The sequence below is a fragment of the Nocardia anaemiae NBRC 100462 genome, assembly GCF_001612725.1.
Classification (GTDB): Bacteria; Actinomycetota; Actinomycetes; order Mycobacteriales; family Mycobacteriaceae; genus Nocardia; species Nocardia anaemiae.
In genome coordinates this window covers 1-17,360 of the sequence record NZ_BDAZ01000003.1, presented here as the reverse complement: position 1 = coordinate 17,360, position 17,360 = coordinate 1, and the positions used below count along the sequence as shown (strand labels likewise).

At 65.5% G+C, this 17,360-nt stretch carries 17 protein-coding genes and 1 pseudogene; 8 read left to right on the top strand and 10 right to left on the bottom strand.

Annotated features, from left to right (window positions below):
• Positions 1-102: 102 nt before the first annotated feature.
• Together NA5_RS02555 and NA5_RS02550 are read right to left on the bottom strand one after the other, a co-directional pair.
• Positions 103-1,158 carry a DUF1444 domain-containing protein gene (locus NA5_RS02555; protein ID WP_062981491.1) on the bottom strand — a complete coding sequence of 352 codons (1,056 nt, stop codon included), beginning with the start codon at positions 1,156-1,158 and terminating at the stop codon, positions 103-105.
• A 39-nt stretch (positions 1,159-1,197) separates the two neighbouring features.
• Positions 1,198-1,908: a YoaK family protein gene (locus NA5_RS02550; protein WP_062981489.1), complete on the bottom strand. Its 711-nt coding sequence runs from the start codon at positions 1,906-1,908 to the stop codon at positions 1,198-1,200.
• Positions 1,909-2,063: 155 nt separating this feature from the next.
• Here NA5_RS02550 and NA5_RS02545 point away from each other — a divergent pair, with 155 nt between their 5' ends.
• The 3 genes from NA5_RS02545 (at position 2,064) to NA5_RS02535 (ending at position 5,564) form a co-directional block, all read left to right on the top strand.
• Positions 2,064-2,993, top strand: coding sequence for an acyl-CoA dehydrogenase family protein (locus NA5_RS02545; protein WP_062981487.1), 930 nt, complete (start codon positions 2,064-2,066; stop codon positions 2,991-2,993).
• Positions 2,994-3,708: 715 nt separating this feature from the next.
• Entirely contained in the window at positions 3,709-4,713 is a 1,005-nt protein-coding gene (locus NA5_RS02540) for an ATP-binding cassette domain-containing protein (protein WP_062981485.1), read from the top strand.
• Between the two features lie 32 nt (positions 4,714-4,745).
• Positions 4,746-5,564 (top strand): ABC transporter permease, encoded by an 819-nt coding sequence (locus tag NA5_RS02535; RefSeq protein ID WP_062981720.1) that lies wholly within the window; start codon positions 4,746-4,748, stop codon positions 5,562-5,564.
• Between the two features lie 22 nt (positions 5,565-5,586).
• Here the strand turns inward: NA5_RS02535 and NA5_RS39005 are convergent, their stop codons facing one another.
• Entirely contained in the window at positions 5,587-5,799 is a 213-nt protein-coding gene (locus NA5_RS39005) for a hypothetical protein (RefSeq protein WP_084483835.1), read from the bottom strand.
• Between the two features lie 105 nt (positions 5,800-5,904).
• Here NA5_RS39005 and NA5_RS02525 point away from each other — a divergent pair, with 105 nt between their 5' ends.
• Positions 5,905-6,432: a peptidylprolyl isomerase gene (locus tag NA5_RS02525; protein ID WP_062981718.1), complete on the top strand. Its 528-nt coding sequence runs from the start codon at positions 5,905-5,907 to the stop codon at positions 6,430-6,432.
• Between the two features lie 4 nt (positions 6,433-6,436).
• A complete protein-coding gene (locus NA5_RS02520) occupies positions 6,437-7,306 on the top strand; it encodes a rhomboid family intramembrane serine protease (protein ID WP_062981480.1) in 870 nt (289 codons plus the stop codon).
• 42 nt (positions 7,307-7,348) lie between these two features.
• Here NA5_RS02520 and NA5_RS02515 read toward each other — a convergent pair whose 3' ends face one another.
• Both NA5_RS02515 and crgA read right to left on the bottom strand, forming a co-directional pair.
• On the bottom strand, positions 7,349-7,750 hold the full coding sequence (locus NA5_RS02515; RefSeq protein WP_062981716.1) for a PH domain-containing protein: 402 nt from the start codon (positions 7,748-7,750) through the stop codon (positions 7,349-7,351).
• Positions 7,751-7,905: 155 nt separating this feature from the next.
• The gene (gene crgA, locus NA5_RS02510) at positions 7,906-8,169 is read right to left on the bottom strand and encodes a cell division protein CrgA (RefSeq protein ID WP_040697865.1); all 264 of its coding nucleotides are present in this window, start codon (positions 8,167-8,169) and stop codon (positions 7,906-7,908) included.
• A gap of 204 nt (positions 8,170-8,373) precedes the next feature.
• Between crgA and NA5_RS02505 the strand changes: the two genes are divergently transcribed.
• The 3 genes from NA5_RS02505 to NA5_RS02495 are packed head-to-tail and all read left to right on the top strand — an operon-like array spanning position 8,374 to position 10,189.
• Entirely contained in the window at positions 8,374-9,018 is a 645-nt protein-coding gene (locus tag NA5_RS02505; protein ID WP_062981479.1) for an aminodeoxychorismate/anthranilate synthase component II, read from the top strand.
• Positions 9,015-9,704, top strand: coding sequence for a RibD family protein (locus tag NA5_RS02500; RefSeq protein ID WP_062981477.1), 690 nt, complete (start codon positions 9,015-9,017; stop codon positions 9,702-9,704). The genes NA5_RS02505 and NA5_RS02500 overlap by 4 nt, the downstream gene beginning before the upstream one ends.
• 26 nt (positions 9,705-9,730) lie before the next feature.
• The gene (locus NA5_RS02495; protein WP_062981476.1) at positions 9,731-10,189 is read left to right on the top strand and encodes a deaminase; all 459 of its coding nucleotides are present in this window, start codon (positions 9,731-9,733) and stop codon (positions 10,187-10,189) included.
• A gap of 117 nt (positions 10,190-10,306) precedes the next feature.
• On the opposite strand, the gene pknB is transcribed toward NA5_RS02495, so the two are convergent.
• The 5 genes and pseudogenes from pknB to NA5_RS41145 all read right to left on the bottom strand — a co-directional run.
• Positions 10,307-12,211 (bottom strand): Stk1 family PASTA domain-containing Ser/Thr kinase, encoded by a 1,905-nt coding sequence (gene pknB, locus NA5_RS02490; RefSeq protein WP_062981475.1) that lies wholly within the window; start codon positions 12,209-12,211, stop codon positions 10,307-10,309.
• On the bottom strand, positions 12,208-13,713 hold the full coding sequence (locus tag NA5_RS02485) for a protein kinase domain-containing protein (protein ID WP_062981474.1): 1,506 nt from the start codon (positions 13,711-13,713) through the stop codon (positions 12,208-12,210). Before NA5_RS02485 ends, pknB begins: the two co-directional genes overlap by 4 nt.
• A gap of 37 nt (positions 13,714-13,750) precedes the next feature.
• On the bottom strand, positions 13,751-15,217 hold the full coding sequence (locus NA5_RS02480; protein WP_062981473.1) for a peptidoglycan D,D-transpeptidase FtsI family protein: 1,467 nt from the start codon (positions 15,215-15,217) through the stop codon (positions 13,751-13,753).
• Complete coding sequence (locus NA5_RS02475) at positions 15,214-16,689, bottom strand: FtsW/RodA/SpoVE family cell cycle protein (protein WP_062981472.1); 1,476 nt, start codon at positions 16,687-16,689, stop codon at positions 15,214-15,216. The genes NA5_RS02480 and NA5_RS02475 overlap by 4 nt, the downstream gene beginning before the upstream one ends.
• Positions 16,689-17,360, bottom strand: a pseudogene (locus tag NA5_RS41145) (serine/threonine protein phosphatase); the annotation flags it as partial. The pseudogene NA5_RS41145 and the gene NA5_RS02475, both read right to left, overlap by 1 nt.

Here is a 17,360-nt window from a genome sequence, read left to right as displayed (position 1 = left end):
ACTAGGCCTGCATCGTGCAAGGTCGTGCGGTTCGAGCGATGTGCCATCTTTGCACAGGTTCAGCGTGGGCGGCCGGATATCCGGACCGAGTCCCGGCCTGAGTCACAGGGCGACCGAAGCCTGCTTCAACTGGGTGAGCATTGTTTCATCGGGCCAGAAGCGGGCCTCGAAGCGGATGGGCGACATGCCGGAAATCGGTGTGAGGCCGGTTATTTCGAGGGCCGCGGTGAGCGGCACGGTGCAGATGGGTACGGCGTTGTTGTCGGCATCGGTGCTGGCGAACATGATGTAGTCGGCTGCGGGGAGTAGGTAGTCGACGCCCTCGCCCCAGACTGTGTAGGTGTAGGGATGGGCTTCGGTGCCTGCCAGCTTTACCTCGCCGACGATGGCCATCTTCAAGCCGTAGTGGGTGAATTCGAGGTCGCGTTCGAGTGCGTCGTTGAGCCAGCGGGCCTGGGCGGCGTATTCCCAGATGGCCAAGCGGTATCCGGCGCGGACGGCGGTTCGGCGTTGTTCGTGTGGGCCCGCGCGGTCGAAGGGGACCACGGTGTCGTCCTCGTCGAGGGTGTAGCCCTGTGGCGAAAGGCGGTGGCGTGCATCGACATACTGTTGCTCGACCTGGCGATAGATGCGGGCGAGCAAATGTGGGATGTCTGGGACGACGATCAGGGTGTCTCGATCGGGTATGAAGACGACGGGGCGGCGTCCGGCATAGCGCTGGCTGAAGCTGGCCAACCAACCCGGGGCGAGCGGCCAGGAGGTGAGGTATCCGTTGCCGTCGCGATCGGTGCGGGTGAGGATGGCATTGCCACGCGGATTATGCGGCTGCGCAATGGCTTCCAGATTCTCCCTGGCTGCCGCGAAGACCTCGTCTGCCGAGACCGGCCAATCCGCCATGGCCGAATAGGTGATGACCGATCGCATATTCGGCATGTCGATCGCGACCAATTCGTTGACGAACGGGAAGGCCGGGCGGCTGACGAATCGGGTGTCGATATCGGCGGCCTCGGGACAGCGGTGTAGCAGCTCGTCGAGCGCGGCTTGTTGGTAGGTCGCCGGACGAAGAACCGGCCGCAGCAGTGGTCGGACTTCGTCCCAGGTGCGGTCTTGTATAAGTGCCGCAAGGTGATCCGGTGTCGAATCATCGAAACTCCCCACCGGACAACCGTATCCGTCGCCGCGACGGCGCGCATAGGGTCAGCTCTTCGTGGGCGGGCCGTGGCGGTCCAGGTGCAGGTAGGTGTAGCCGGTAGTGATCAGGCACACGACGGTGGCGGTGATGAGCATGGCCCAGCCCGCGACGAGCAGGCTCAGCAATCCACCGAGCAGCGCACCCGTGCAGAAGGCCGCATAGAGCAGGAAGTAGCCGAGCCAGTCGGCGTAATCGCCGCCGCCGATATGGCGTTCGATGCCCTGGCCCATCTTGACGAGGGTGCCGGTGACGTAGCTCAGGGGTATGGAGACCTCGCCGTTCTTGACGAACGAGGTGTTGAGCGCGCCGACGCCGAAGGCGACGAACAGAATCGGGATGAGGTCGATATTGGTGGCGTTCGTCCCCCAGTAGATGATCCCGTCCAGCAGGGATGCCGCGGCGAGGCTCAGTGTGGTGAGCAGGGTCGGGCCGTGCGGATGACCGGACCAGTAATGCCTGCGACACCAGGAAGCCACCACGACACCGGCGAGAAACGAAAGCATGAGCAAGGCCGCTGCGACGGCGATATCGGGTTCGTCGTGGAAGTAGCCCAGAATGGCGCGCTCGGTATTGCCGGTCATGAACGTGACGAAGTAGCCCTCGGTGTGCATGAATGCCGCGGCTCCGATGAGACCGGCCAGTGCGGCGAGTACCCAGGACAGCCGTGCCTCGGCGTCGTATAGCGCCTTTCGGCGCGCGAGATCTGGTTTCGTCACTGGTCAGGCTCCTCACGAGGGGGATGGCGAGTCAGTGATACCCGGTGATTCTGAGATTCCGCTGTCGCACCGCCGAAGTGTCGGATAAGGATTGCGCGACAGTCGCTGGCTTTCTGGGGGTGATCAGGATGATCATCGTCGGTTAGCGTGCACGAGTGGACTCTGTGTTCGACTACCTGCTGACCGGGCCGCTCGATCCGAGACCGCTCGAGTCGATCACCGACGCGTGGACGCGGCATCGGGCAGTCGCCGAGCGGTTCGACACCACGATCGATATCGCGATCGCCGGTGGTTTCGGTGCGGACCGACTGGGTTTCGCATTCCTGTCCGGATATCAGCAGGCATTGCGGGCGTTGCTGCCCGAACTCGCGGCCGATGAGCTGGTCGCGGTCTCCGCGACCGAGGCGAGCGGTGCGCATCCGTCGGCGATCGCGACCCAGGTGACCGAGACCGACGGCGGCTGGCGGGTCAACGGCACCAAGACCTTCACCACCTTGGGGATACTCGCGCGGCGGCTGTTGGTGATCGCCAGTGCGGGCACGTCGGCCGACGGCCGCAACCGGCTGCGCGCGGTGCTCGTCGATGCGGCACAGCCCGGCGTCGATGTGACGAATCTGCCCGTTGTACCGTTCGCACCCGAGATCCCCCATGCCTCGGTCACATTCACCGATGTCGCGGCTGAGCCGCTGCCCGGCGACGGGTACTCGGATTACCTCAAACCGTTTCGCACCATCGAGGACGTTCATGTGCTGGCGGCCACCCTCGGCTGGCTGGTGCGGGTCGGACGCGAGTCCGGCTGGCCGCGGGCGACGCTGCAGCGGTTACTCGCGGCGGTGGCCTTCGTGCGCGGCCTCGATATGGATCGGCCGAGCGCGCCCGGCGGACATATCGCACTCGGCGGGGCGTACGCGTATTTCGAGGAGGTACTGACGGAACTGGAGCCGCTGTGGGCACAAGCCGATCCGGTCGTTCGCGAGCGGTGGGAGCGGGATCGTCGATTGCTGGCGACCGCCGGAAAGGTACGGGCGCAACGATTGACGGCGGCTTGGCAATCGGTGGATCCGGCGGTGCCGACAGATAGCTGAGAGGGTTTGAGCTGCCTCGGAAATGGGGAGCGGGCCTCGGCGAAGGGGGGGAGTTAGCCGAGGCCCGCGTAAGGTCGGCCCGGGGGGGAGGGGCCGACCTGAATGATCCTACGCGATGATCCGGGATTGTGTGTGCGTGGGGATCACCACTTTCCAAGATTTTTCGGGACGGTTCACCTGCGACAGGCGTGGACGCCGTCCAGATAGCCGGATCGGGCGATTGTCGCCCTGCTCGACGATTCCGTGACTGTTGTCAAAAATGTTGTCGCGCAGGGATTTACGGACGGGGCGTGAACTCACTGCCCGGTCGAGGCGAATGTGAAAACCATGCCGACCGGTTGCTGTGCGTCCGGAATCGCTGTGCCGTGCCTCCTGCGGACGACGGATTCGGTCGGATTTGTCGCGTGTCGTTCGGGCGCGGGCATGTCGGCCACGCGGCCCCCGAGTAGCGGCCGGGCCCGAATGCGGGTAGTGCGCTACGCGCGATCGGACCGGTAGCGGGCGAGAAGATCGAACCGGTCGCATCCCGAACCGGCACCCCCGAGCACCGTCCGGAACGGGATGCGACCGTTTGTGTTCGATCGCAGCTCGGGCCAGTCGATCGCTGAAAAGCCCAGGTGGAGTGAAAATCAGCGGAAATTGTCGGTGCCCAGGGCAATACTGGCTCGAGTAATGGTCACCTCGCCCGAGCGAGCGAGCGAACCCCAGGAGAATCATGCCCGACGCAATCGTCGCCGAGGGGCTGGTCAAGCGATACGGCCAGCTGGTCGCACTCGACGGACTCGACCTGGCAGTGCCCGAGGGCACCGTCACCGCATTGCTCGGACCCAACGGTGCGGGCAAGACCACCACCGTCCGGGTGCTCACCACCCTGCTCATTCCGGATGCCGGTCGCGCGACCGTCGCGGGCATCGACGTACTCCGCAATCCACAGGCGCTGCGCTCACGCATCGGCGCGTCCGGGCAATACGCCGCCGTCGACGAATATCTCACCGGATTCGAGAATCTGGAGATGGTCGGTCGGCTCTATCACATGGGCGTGCAGCGCAGTAAGGAGCGCGCGCGGGAATTGCTGGAGCGCTTCCGACTCAGCGATGCCGCCGACCGGCCGGTCAAGGGCTATTCGGGCGGTATGCGCCGACGGCTCGACCTGGCCGGTGCACTGGTTGCCAACCCACCGGTGCTCTTCCTGGACGAGCCGACCACCGGACTCGATCCGCGTGCACGCCTCGACCTCTGGGATGTCATCGAGGAACTTGTGGCCGGTGGCACCACCCTGCTGCTCACCACGCAGTACATGGAGGAGGCCGACCGGCTGGCCGATGCCATCGCGGTGATCGACCACGGCAAGGTGATCGCCCGCGGCACCGCGGATGAACTCAAAACCCTGGTCGGCGGCGACCGCATCGAACTCACCGTCGACCACGCCGACAATCTCGCGACCGCCCGGGAGGCGCTGCGGGGTCTGGCAGACGGGGAGATCCACCTGGAACCCGGACTTCGCCGGATCACCGTTCCGGTCAGCGACGGATCGCAGGCGCTCGTCGATGCCATCGGCAGGCTGAGCACACACAACGTGCAGATCCACGATGTGGGACTGCGCCGTCCGTCGCTGGACGATGTCTTCCTCACCCTCACCGGTCACGAAGCCGAGGAGTTGATCAATGGCAATGGTGACAAGTCCGCGGATCGGCTCGAAGTAACGGAAGGACGCAAGTGATGACCGCCGCGACCGTGGACGCCAGAACCCGCATGCCGCTCGGCGAACGCCTCGTCATCGTCTGTACCGACAGTGTGACCATTGCCAAGCGCAATGTCATCAAGATCAAGCGGGTACCCGACGTGCTGATCTTCTCCACACTGTCGCCGATCATGTTCGTGCTGCTGTTCGCCTATATCTTCGGCTCGGCGATCGAGGTACCCGGCATGTCGGGCGGCTACCGGGAGTTCCTTATCGCGGGCATCTTCGCGCAGTCGGTGGTGTTCGGCGCGACGTTCACCGGTTTGGGCCTGGCCGAGGATATGCAGAAGGGCATTATCGACCGGTTCCGCTCACTGCCGATGGCGCCGTCGGCGGTGCTGGTCGGGCGCACCATCAGCGATGTGGTGATCAATGTGGTCAGCCTGGTGGTGATGTCACTGACCGGTTATGTCGTCGGCTGGCGGATTCGCGGATCATTGCTCGACGCCGTGCTCGCCTATGTGCTCCTGCTGCTGTTCGCGTACGCGATCTCCTGGATCATGGCCGTGGTCGGCCTGCTGGTCCGCGCACCCGAGGTGTTCAACAACGCCAGCTTCATGGTGATCTTTCCGCTGACATTCCTGGCCAATACCTTTGTGCCGCTCGAGAATCTGCCCAGGGCACTGCGGGTTTTCGCCGAATGGAATCCGGTCTCGGCGGTCACCCAGGCGACCCGAGATCTGTTCGGCAATACCAGTCCGATGGCGCCGAAATCGGACGCCTGGTCCATGCAGCATCCGGTGGCTACCACGCTGGCGTGGGTGGTGATCATCCTGCTGGTGTTCATCCCGCTCGCGCTGCGGCAGTACAAGCGCACCGTCAGCCGCTGACCGGGGCCGAGCCCCCGGGTCGTCAGCGGCCGTTGTCCGCGCTCGCGCCCGCCAATGGGTTCGGTGCGGAACCGTTGCGGGAGTATCCGATTCGCGGCGGCGCCGGTGCCGGTTCCGGCGGTTGGGGGCGCTTGCTGCGGACCAGCCAGGCCATGCCACCGGCCAACGCGACGACGACCGCGGCGATCAGTCGGTTACGAGAACGTGCGGAGGTGAGTAGGCGCCCCAAGGTCATTCGACAACTGTGGCACATACCGGCGCATCGCGCAGTAATCGCAGATCATCGCAGCACCCGGCCCGGTTCGGTGAAGATTGTCGGGATCGTGGCACGATGGGCGGCGTGACCTCACCGAATCAGACCGCCGTGGCCACGTTGCACACCAACCACGGCGATATCAAGATCTCGCTCTTCGGTAACCACGCCCCGAAGACGGTCCGCAACTTCATCGGGCTTGCCGATGGATCGGCACCGTACAAGACGGAGAACGCCAGCGGCGGCAGTTCCGGCCCGTTCTACGACGGCGTGAGCTTCCACCGGGTGATCGACGGGTTCATGATTCAAGGTGGTGACCCGACCGGCACCGGACGCGGTGGACCCGGCTACGAATTCGGCGACGAATTCCACCCGGAGCTGCGCTTCGATCGCGGCTACCTGCTGGCGATGGCGAATGCGGGACCGGGCACCAATGGTTCGCAGTTCTTCATCACCGTCGGCGCGCAGCCGCATCTGAACCGCAAGCACACCATCTTCGGGGAGGTCGTCGACCCCGATTCACGCAAGGTCGTCGATGCCATCGCGACCACGCCGACCGATCGCAACGACCGTCCCAAGGAAGCCGTCATCATCTCCAAGATCACTATCGAATAATCCGATGAATGCTCAACCGCCCGCACCGACGTGCGTCCGCCATCCCAATCGTCCTACGGGCCTGGCCTGCACTCGGTGCGGTCGGCCAGCATGTCCGGAATGTCTGCGACCCGCGGCGGTCGGCCAGCACTGTGTCGACTGCGTCCGCCAGGGGCAGCGTGAGCATCGGCCGGTGCGGACCGTCGCCGGTGCGCAGACCGCGCGGAACCCGATTCCGTATGTCACCTATGTGCTGATCGCGCTGAACACGATCGTCTTCGCGGTCACCGCGGGCCAATCGAAGAGTCTGGTGGAGAACACCGGGCATTCCGCGCTGTACATCGATTGGGTGCTGTATCCGCCCGCGGTGGCGCATGGTCAGTATGTGCGGCTGATCGGTTCCGGCTTCCTGCACTACGGGCCGATCCACCTACTGCTCAATATGTTCGCGCTGTATGTGGTCGGCCGCAGTATCGAGCCGGTGCTCGGGCGGGTGCGCTATCTGGTGGTCTACCTGGTGTCACTGCTCGGCGGTTCGGCCGCCGTCATGGTTTTCGCCGAGGACAGCCTCACCGCGGGCGCGTCGTGTGCGGTCTACGGACTGTTCGGCGCGATCACCGTGATCCTGATCCGGGTGCGGCAGAATCCGAATCAGATGTTGATCCTGATCGGCATCAATGTCTTCATCAGCTTCTCGCTACCCGGTATCTCGTTGGCCGGACACCTCGGCGGACTTGCCGCGGGCACTCTTGCCGCGCTCGGCATTCTGTTCCTGCCGGAGCGGCTGCGCGCGAAAACCCAAGAGAACGCACGGTTGATCGGCTGGGTCGCGGTCGCCGCCGTCGGCGTGGCGGCACTCGCCGTCATCGTGGCCGCGGCGATTTCACTACGGTAAATGCTTCACGTGAAACGTCGTCGCCGCGCATTCGGTGCGCGGCTACTGCGCCAGTCCGTGTGCGACAAGGGATTCGAAGACCTCGTCCGGGCTGGTGCCGAGGTCCCAGCGGCCGAAGATCAATAGGCGTTCGTCGCCGTGGTGCTCGACATCGATTTCCAGCATGGGGTTCTTGCGGCCGAGGCGGCGATAGCCGACCACGCGGGCCCGCATTATCTGATCGCGGGTGTATTCCGTCGGTCCGGTGAGCGTGCGAACTACCAGCCGCGGCTGCGAGTCGGCGGTGATGCTCAGACGTGGGCGCTGTCGAAATCCGAGTCCGGCCAAGGCCAGTAGGCCGACTGCCGCCAATCCGATCAGCAGCCGACTCGGTCCGTCCTTGGTGAGGACGGCGGCACCGGCCAGCACCACGCCACCGACGGTGACGGCGATGAGTGCGGACATCGGCGTGGTCCAGGTGGTGCGTGGTTCGGGAAGCGGATCAGGCGAATCGGATTCGGGATCCACGTGTCACTTTCCCCAATCGTTCCTCGAGTTGTCCACATGGTTATCCACAGGTGTGCATGAATGACACGTCTGTAATCCCGGCGTGACGCGGGTCAACGCCACCGCATCGTCATGATCAGGCCGACGACCATCAGGCCGAAGCCGATCAGGAAGTTCCACGCCCCGAGATCGGCCATCCAGGTGATGCGATCGTTGGCCAGGTAGTAGACGAGCAGCCAGACCAGCCCGGCCAGCATGAAGCCGAGCATGATCACGACGTACCAGACCGGAGACGGTCCCGCTTTCACCTTGACGGGTGTGCGGCTGGCGGGATTGATCGTGTAATCGGTCTTCTTACGGACCTTCGACTTGGGCATGTCGTCCTCGTGTTCGGCGTTCAGGTCGGGTACCGGCGGGCGGAATTCGGTTGAATTATGGCCGAGCTCGCGCACCACAGAACCCGATCCGGCGGGGCCGAGACGGTCCGGGTGAGGGCTCAGGTCCCCTCCGGTCTGCCTCTAGGCTATCCCAACTGGTAATGCGCGCGACGGTCCGCCGGGTCGCCACGTAATCTCGTCAGCATGCGTGTACTGGTCGTCGACAACTACGACAGCTTCGTGTTCAACCTGGTGCAGTACCTCGGCCAGTTGGGTGCCGAGGCCGTGGTCTGGCGCAATGACGACCCGAATTTGGCCGATCCGGACGCGGTCGTCACCGAATACGACGGCATTCTGATCAGCCCCGGCCCCGGCACTCCGGACCGAGCGGGCGCGAGCATCGATCTGGTGCACGCCTGCGCGCGGCACAGCATTCCGCTGCTCGGGGTGTGCCTCGGCCATCAGGCCATCGGAGAGGCCTTCGGCGGCACCGTGACTCGCGCGCCGGAGCTGCTGCACGGCAAGACCAGCTCGGTCTTCCATCTCGGCACGGGTGTGCTGGCCGGTCTGCCCGACCCGTTCACCGCGACCCGCTACCACTCGCTCACCGTTCTCGAGAACACACTGCCTGCGGACATCGAAGTCATCGGGCACACCGAATCCGGGATCGTGATGGCCATGCGGCATCGGACGCTGCCGATTCACGGCGTGCAGTTCCATCCCGAATCGGTGCTGACCCAGGGCGGGCACCGGATGTTGGCGAACTGGCTGGAGGTGTGCGGCGAGCGTCCGTCCGAGGGGCTGGTGGAGATGTTGGAGGCGGAGGTCGCGGCACTGGTGACCCAGTGACCCGACGGCCCTATGTGCTGCTGTCCGTCGCGGTCAGTGTCGACGGATATATCGACGATGCGAGACCGCAGCGGCTGAAGCTGTCCAATGCCGCGGATTTCGATCGGGTGGATCAGGTGCGGGCCGAGTCCGACGCCATCCTGATCGGTGCCGAGACGCTGCGGCGCGATAATCCGCGGTTGCTGGTCAACAGTGCGGACCGGCGAGCCGCGCGCATCGCGGCCGGAAAGCCGGAGTATCCGTTGAAGGTTGCCGTGAGCGCACGCGGCGATCTGGATCCTGATCTGCGATTCTGGCAGCACGGCGGTGACAAGCTCGTCTACACCACACATGCCGGTGCGGCCAAGCTCGGCGATCGGCTGGCGGGACTGGCGGAGGTGGTCCCGCTCGGTGCCGATATCGACCTCGGTGCGCTGCTCGACGATCTCGGCCGCCGCGGCGTCGCCCGGCTGATGGTCGAGGGCGGCACCCGCATCCACACGCAGTTTCTCGCGGCGGATCTGGCCGACGAATTGCAGCTGGCGGTCGCGCCGATCATCGTCGGACATGCCGCGGCGCCGCGCTTTCTCGGCCCCGCCGCGTACCCGGAACGCAGGATGCGTTTGGCCGAGGTCAGTCAGATCGGTGATGTAGCGCTGCTGCGCTACCTGCCGCGACAGTCCGGCGATGCCGCGCATGACTGCTGAGTCTCCCGGGCCGAGGAGGTCCGTCTATGTCGGCTGACCGGACCGATATCCAATTCATGCGTCGGGCAATCGAACTCGCACGGCTGTGCCCGCCGAGTCCGACCGCGTTCTCCGTCGGCGCGGTCATCGTGGCCGACGGCGTCGAGATCTCGACCGGCTACTCGCGCGAGACCGACGAGAAGGTCCATGCCGAGGAGTCCGCGCTCGACAAGCTCGCCGCAGATGATCCTCGGCTGGCACGGGCGACGATCTACAGCACGTTGGAACCGTGTTCGCAGCGTGCCACCGCGACGAGGGCGCCGTGCACCGACCGGATTCTGCGGGCCGGGATCGCGCGCGTCGTCATCGCCTGGCGGGAACCGACGACCTTCGTGACCAATTGCGTCGGGGTGGAGCAGCTGCGCCAGCACGGCGTCGAGGTAGTCGAATTGACGGAGCTGGCCGAGGAGGCGATGTCGATGAATCGCCACCTCGACCTTTCCTGATCGGAGTCATGGTCCGCGGTGAGGATGGGTTGCATCCCGTGCCGCGGTGGGTTGGGACGCCCAGCCCCGAACACGCGGATAGGACTTGGTGGATCGGACTAGGTGGATTCGGCCCGATCAGGGCGGACCGAGGACATAGGTGGTGATCGATACCGTTCCGTTCTTCGCGATCGCCGCTCCGGCCGCGGGTTGCTGGCTGACGACCCGGCCGACGCTGTTGGTATCGAAGGTGCCCTGGGTGGATTGGCTGATCTGTGCCGATGTGCCGGTCCAGCCCGCCTGCCGCAGCTTATCCACCGCCTGTGCCGTGGTCAGGCCGACCAGGCTCGGCATGACGATATCGCCACTGGAGACCTGGACGGTGACCGTCGACCCCTTGTCCGCGGTGGTGCCGCCCGGCGGCGTCGTCGCGATGACCTCGCCCTTGGGCTTCGAGGACGGCACCTCCTGGATGCTGATCTTGAATCCGGAGCTGTCCACCAGATTCGGCTGCGCGACGCTGATGTCCTGACCGACCACACTCGGCACCCGGATCTGCTCGGGCCCGGAGCCGAGGATCACCACGATGGCCCGATCGACGTCGACGCGCGAGCCCGCCGACGGGTCGGTGCCGATGACCTTGTCCGTCTCCTGCGCACTCGACGGCTTGCGCTGCACATTCGGATCCATCCGCAATCCGCTGGCGTTCAGCTGCTGTTCGGCCTGCTCCTGGGTCATACCGTCGAGCCGAGGAATCTGCACCTGCGCCGGTCCGGCGGAGACCTGCACGGTGATGGTGCTGCCCTTGTCGACCCGGGAGCCGCCGAGCGGCTGGGTGGAGATGACATTGCCGGTGGCAACCTTGTTATCCGGCTTCTGCTGGATGGCCACGGTGAAGCCGAGCTTCTGCAGCGAATCCTGGGCCTGTTGCGCGGATTTATTCGAAAGGTCGGGGATCGCGACCTGATCCGGCCGCGCGCCCGGTCCGATCAGTACCCAGAACAGGGCGAACGCGACGATGACCGCCGCGGCGGCGCCGAGCGCGATATAGAGATTGCGGCGCGGACTCGCCGGTTCGGCGGGCTCCTGCTCGGCGGTGTCGTCATTACGTTCGACGGTGCGGAAGCTGCGCGGCGCCGGTTCGTTCGAGCCGAGGATGGTGGTGCGGTCCTCGTCGGTCATCACCATCGGCGCGCTGGGCTTCTGTCCGCCGAGCACCCGGATCAGATCGGCACGCATCTCGGCGGCCGACTGGTACCGGTTGGCCGGATTCTTGCTCATCGCCTTGAGCACCACCGAATCGAGCTCGCGCGGCACCCCGTCGTGCACATGCGATGGCAGCCGGGGATCCTCCCTGACGTGCTGGTAGGCGACGGCGATCGGTGAGTCACCGGTGAAAGGCGGCTCGCCGGTGAGGATTTCGAACAGCACACAGCCGACGGAATAGACGTCCGAGCGGGCGTCGACGGTCTCACCGCGCGCCTGCTCGGGCGAAAGATATTGCGCGGTACCGATAACGGCCGCGGTCTGGGTCATCGGGTTGGAGCTGTCGGCGATCGCTCGCGCGATGCCGAAGTCCATCACCTTCACCGCACCGGCCCGGTTGATCATGATATTGGCGGGCTTCACATCGCGGTGCACGATTCCGGCCTTATGGCTGAAATCCAGTGCGGCGCAGACGTCGGCGACGATCTCCATGGCCCGGCGCGGCGGGATCGGCCCCTTGCCGCGCACGATGTCGCGCAGCGTGTCACCGTCGACGTACTCCATCACGATGTACGGCAGCGGGCCGCCGTCCACCTCCGCCTCACCGGTGTCGTAGACCGCGACGATGGCCGGATGGTTCAGTGCGGCGGCGTTCTGTGCTTCGCGCTTGAAGCGCAGGTAGAACGTAGGGTCGCGAGCCAGATCGGCTCGCAACACCTTGATCGCGACGTCTCGGCTGAGCCGTAGATCGCGCGCCTTGTGGACTTCGGACATGCCGCCGAACCCGATGATCTCACCCAGCTCGTAGCGTGAGGAGAGATTCTTCGGGGTCGTCATGGTTGTCCTTGCGGAGTAGCAGCGCCTGGAGTGGCCGAGGGTCCTCGGGCACCGGGACTATCCGGAAATGGTAAATCGAGCGTAGGGAACCACGAGCTTCTTGTGGTGGTGGACGGACTCGTCGTCTTCGACGACTTCGTCGTACTCGGCGCTGTGGTACTCGGCGTTGTGGTCGGCGGCTGCGTTGTCGTCGTCGGTTCCGCGGTCGGCGGCGGTGGCGGGGCCGGTCTGGTCGTGGTGACGACGGTCGTCTCCGGTTCGGTTGTCGTCGTCGGTGCCGTGGTGACCGGCGGCGGCGCGACCTTCGAGGTGGTGGTGACTGTGCGCACGGTATCCGGATTGGTATCGCCGCCGAACAGCAGCCACAGCACCAGACCCACGAGCAGCACCGCGCCGACCGCGACGGCCGCGCCGACCTTCTGGCCGGTGGTGAACCTCGAGGTCTCCGGACCGGGCCCGGGGTTGGTTCGGGTTGCGCCGGAACTCATCACGGTCCTCGGCGCGGGAGTTTGTCTGGTCGCACCCGCGCCTGCCAAACCCGCCGGGCTGTTGTAGCGGACCGTCGGACCCTCGTGGTCCTGTGACGGCAGAATGACCGTGGGACCGGGCGGCAGCACCCGGGTCGCACCGGTTGGCGTGGGTGCGCCGGTGGCGATCGGCGGTGGTGGGCGGCGTCCGGCCCGCACAGCGGCGACCGCATCGGCGAATTCGCCGCCGCTGGAATAGCGCAGAGCGGGATCCTTGCCCATGGTGATCTCGATCAGCTCGCGCACATTGGGCGGCAGATCGGACGGCATCGGCGGCGGGGCCTCGCGCACATGTTTCATCGCGACGGTGATCGCGCCGTCGCCGCTGAACGGCCGCTGCCCGGCCAGTGCCTCGTAGCCGACCACACCGAGTGCGTACACATCGCTGGCCGCGGTCGCGTCCTCGCCCACCGCCTGCTCGGGCGCGATGTACTGGGCGGTGCCCATCACCATGCCGGTCTTGGTCACCGGGGATGCGTCGACCGCCTTGGCGATGCCGAAATCGGTGATCTTCACCTGACCGGTCGGCGTGACGAGGATATTGCCCGGCTTGACATCACGGTGCACGACGCCCGCGGCGTGCGCGACCTCGAGTGCGCGACCGGTCTGCTCCAGCATGTCCAGACCCTGGACCACCGAAAGTCGCCCGAGCCGGTTCAACACCGTATTGAGCGGTTCGCCCTGCACCAATTCCATGACCAGATAGGCGGTTTCCCCGCCGCTGGGATCCATGGTCTCGCCGTAGTCGTAGATTCCGGCGATACCCGGGTGATTCAGCTGGGCCGTCGTCTTGGCCTCACTGCGGAACCGGTGCCGGAAGGTCGGGTCGGCGGAGAACTCGGATTTGAGTACCTTCACCGCGACCCGGCGGTCCAGCCGGGTGTCGAGCGCCTCCCATACCTGACCCATACCGCCCGTGGCGATCAGGCGTTGCAGCCGATATCGGTCGGCGATCATCGCGCCGTTGTTCAGCATCCCGGCCCCCGTACATCCACTCGCACGTTCATATCTCTCAGCGCCCTCGCAAACCGGCGTCCAACACCGCGCGGGCAATCGGCGCGGCCACCGAGCCACCAGTGGCGGCCAACGCCCGGTCGCCGCCGTTCTCCACGATCACCGCGATGGCGATCTTGGGGTTCTGCGCGGGCGCGAAGGCGATGTACCAGGCGTGTGGTGGCGTATTGCGCGGATTGCTTCCGTGTTCGGCGGTTCCGGTCTTAGAGGCGATTTGATACCGGGTCTGGCCGTGTCCGACGGTGTTGTCCTCCGACGCGATCATCAGGTTGGTCAGCGTTGACGCTACCTGGGCGCTGACAGCTTGGCCGACCGAGACCGGTTTATTTTTCGAGAGCTCGCTCAGATCGGGTCCCTGCAATTGATCGACCAGGTACGGCTCCATGCGGACGCCGCCATTGGCGACGGTCGCGGCGATGACCGCATTGTCCAGTGGGGTGAGTGCGACATCGCGCTGGCCGATGCTGCTCTGGGCCAGTGCGGCATTGTCCGGAATCGTGCCGACGGTGCTCTCCGCCACCGGAATCGGGATGCCGCGGTGCGCGCCGATGCCGAATGCGGCGGCTTCGTCCTTGAGGTTGGCGGAGCCGACCTTGACTCCGAGTTCGGCGAATGCGGTATTGCAGGATCTGCGGAACGCCTCGGTGAGCGTCGCGGTGGGGCCGCTGCCGCAGGTGCTGCCGTTGTAGTTCTCCAGCGTCGTGTTTGTCCCCGGCAACGTGATGTTCGGTGCGGCGGTGAACTGGTCGTCCGGGGTTGCGGTGCCGTTGGCCAGTGCGGCGGCGGTGACGACCACCTTGAAGGTGGAGCCCGGCGGGTAGGTCTGCGACACAGCACGATTCAACATGGGTTGGCGCTGGTCCGCACTCAGCTCTTCCCAAGACTTGGTGCCCTGGGCGCCATCGTGCCCGGACAACAGGTTCGGGTCGTAGCTGGGGGTGGACACCATGGTGAGAATTTTGCCGGTACTCGGCTCGATCGCCACCACGGAACCGGTGTAGCCCTTTGCGGTCAACTGTTCGTAGGCGGTCTGCTGCATCACCGGGTCCAGCGTGGTGAGCACATTGCCGCCGCGCGGATCACGACCGGAGATCATATCGATCAGGCGGCGTCCGAACAGCGAATTGTCCGAACCGTTGAGCACCGTATCCTCGGCGCGCTCCAGACCCGTGCTGCCGTACTGCATCGAGTAGAAGCCGGTCGCCGGTGCGTACGCCTCCGGGTCGGTGGGGTAGGTGCGCAGGTATTTGTAGCGGTCGTCGGTGGCGACCGAGCTGGCCAGCACCGTGCCGCCCGCGGAGATCTGCCCGCGCTGGCGAGCGTATTCGTCGAGCAGCACGCGTGAGTTGCGTGGATCGGTGCGGTAGTCGTCGGCCTTGATCACCTGCACGTAAGTGGCATTGAGCAGCAGGGCGACGATCATGAGCATCACCGCGACCGCGACCCGTCGTAGCGGCGTGTTCATTCCTGCGGCCTCGCTTCCGGTTTGCGCAGAAGTTCGGTGGTCGCATCCGAGATCGGGGCCACCGGATCCTTCTTGCGCACCGGCGCCGGGGCGCGTGCCGCGTCGGAGACCTTGATCAGCAACGCAAGCAGCGCGTAGTTGGCCAGCAGTGACGAACCGCCGTAGGACATGAACGGCGTGGTGAGACCGGTCAGCGGAATCAGTTTGGTGACACCGCCGACCACCACGAACAGCTGGATCGCGATGGTGAACGACAACCCGGCGGCCAGCAGCTTGCCGAAGCTGTCCCGCACGGCGAGGGCGGTCCGCAGACCACGCACCACGAACACCAGGAACAGCAGCAACACCGCGGCGAGGCCGAACAGGCCGAGTTCCTCGCCGATGGTGGTGATGATGAAGTCGGTCTTGGCGAATGGCACCTGCGATGGCCGTCCGCTGCCGAGGCCGGTGCCCGCCAATCCGCCGGTGGCCAGGCCGAACAGCGACTGCGAGATCTGGTAGCCGGTGTTGTTGTAGTCCGCGAACGGGTGCAACCAGGTTTGGGTGCGCACCCGCACATGGCTGAAGGCCTGGTAGGCGAAGAAGAATCCGACGCTCAGCAGTGCGCCGCCGATGATGAGCCAGCCGACCCGCTCGGTCGCGATGTAGAGCATGACCAGCACCGTGCTGAAGATCAACAGTGAAGTGCCGAGGTCCTTTTCGAAGACCAGCACACCGATGCAGACGATCCAGACCACCAGAATCGGTCCGAGGTCGCGGGCGCGCGGGAACTCCATGCCGAGGAAATGCCGACCGGCCGCGGTGAACAGATCGCGCTTGGCGACCAGCACCGAGGCGAAGAAGATGATCAGCAGGATCTTCGCGAATTCACCCGGCTGCACGCTCAATCCGGGCAGCCTGATCCAGATCTTCGAGCCGTTGGTCTCCGAATACGCCCCCGGCAGCAAGGCCGGAATCGCCAGCGCGACGAGGCCTGTCAAACCCAGGGTGTAGCTGTATTTGGCCAGTGTGCGGTAATCGCTCAGCACGACCAGGATCGTGATGAAGATGATCATCCCCAGACCGGTCCACAGGATCTGTTGGTTGGCGTCGGGGGAGGGGATCGGCCACGAGTTGTAGGCGGCGGTCTGCGCATCGGCGAGATCGAGTCGATGGATCAGTACCAGGCCGAGTCCGTTGAGCAGCGCGGCGATCGGTAAGAGCAGTGGATCGGCGAACGGTGCGAAGCGCCGCACCGCGAGATGCGCCACCGCGAACAGCGCCAGATAGGCGAGACCGTATTTGGCGATATCCCAGGTGACCGACTGTTCCTGACTCGCCTCCACCAGGAAAAGCGAAACGGTGACTATGCCCGTCGCACCGGCGAGCAAGATGAGTTCGGCATTGCGCTTGGTCGACGGCGGCGGCGCCGGGGCGAATCCGCCGGGGGGACTGGGAAAGGCCCCAGCGGACGGTGGTGCCGGAGCGGACATCAGTCCGTCACCCGGCAAGGCTCCCCCGCCGTCTGGGGGTTCGGCGACGCCGTCGCCGTCGGGGTCTTGGCGTCGGGGCTCTTGGTCTCACTCGGCTGCGGTTCGGGTGCGGCCGTCCGGTTCTCGGTGGGCGGCGCGACCGTCGTCGGCGCGGGTACACCGGGCTGCGTCGGCTGTTCGCTCGGCGGCACGACGCCGGGCTGCGGCACCGACTCCTTGGCCGGGCAGGGACGTAGCAGTTCGTTGCGCGCCAGCATCTGCATCTGCTTGCGCGCCTCGTCCAGCGAGCCAGGCGGCAGTCCCTTGTCGACCTGGTCGTGTCCGGTCTGCTTCAGATCGGAAACCTTCAGCGTCTTGCATTTCGACGGCTGACTCTCACCCGGCTGCAGCAGCGTGAGCGCGCCGGTCGGGTCGACACAGGCGACCGTTTCGACCTCGTGGATCGAATAACCCAGCACCGAACCCGGCAGCCCGCGCATGATGACGACCTGGTCGTTATCCGCGCCGACGTAGTAGTTGCTGCGAATCATGTTGTAGCCGACCAGCAATCCGATCACCGCGGCCAGCACCAGGGCGACCGCGAGCAGAATCCAGCGCAGCTTGTGCGATTTGCTCTGCGGCGGCGTCTCCGGTGCGGCGGCGGCCCGGCGCGGTTCGGCCCGCGGCGGACG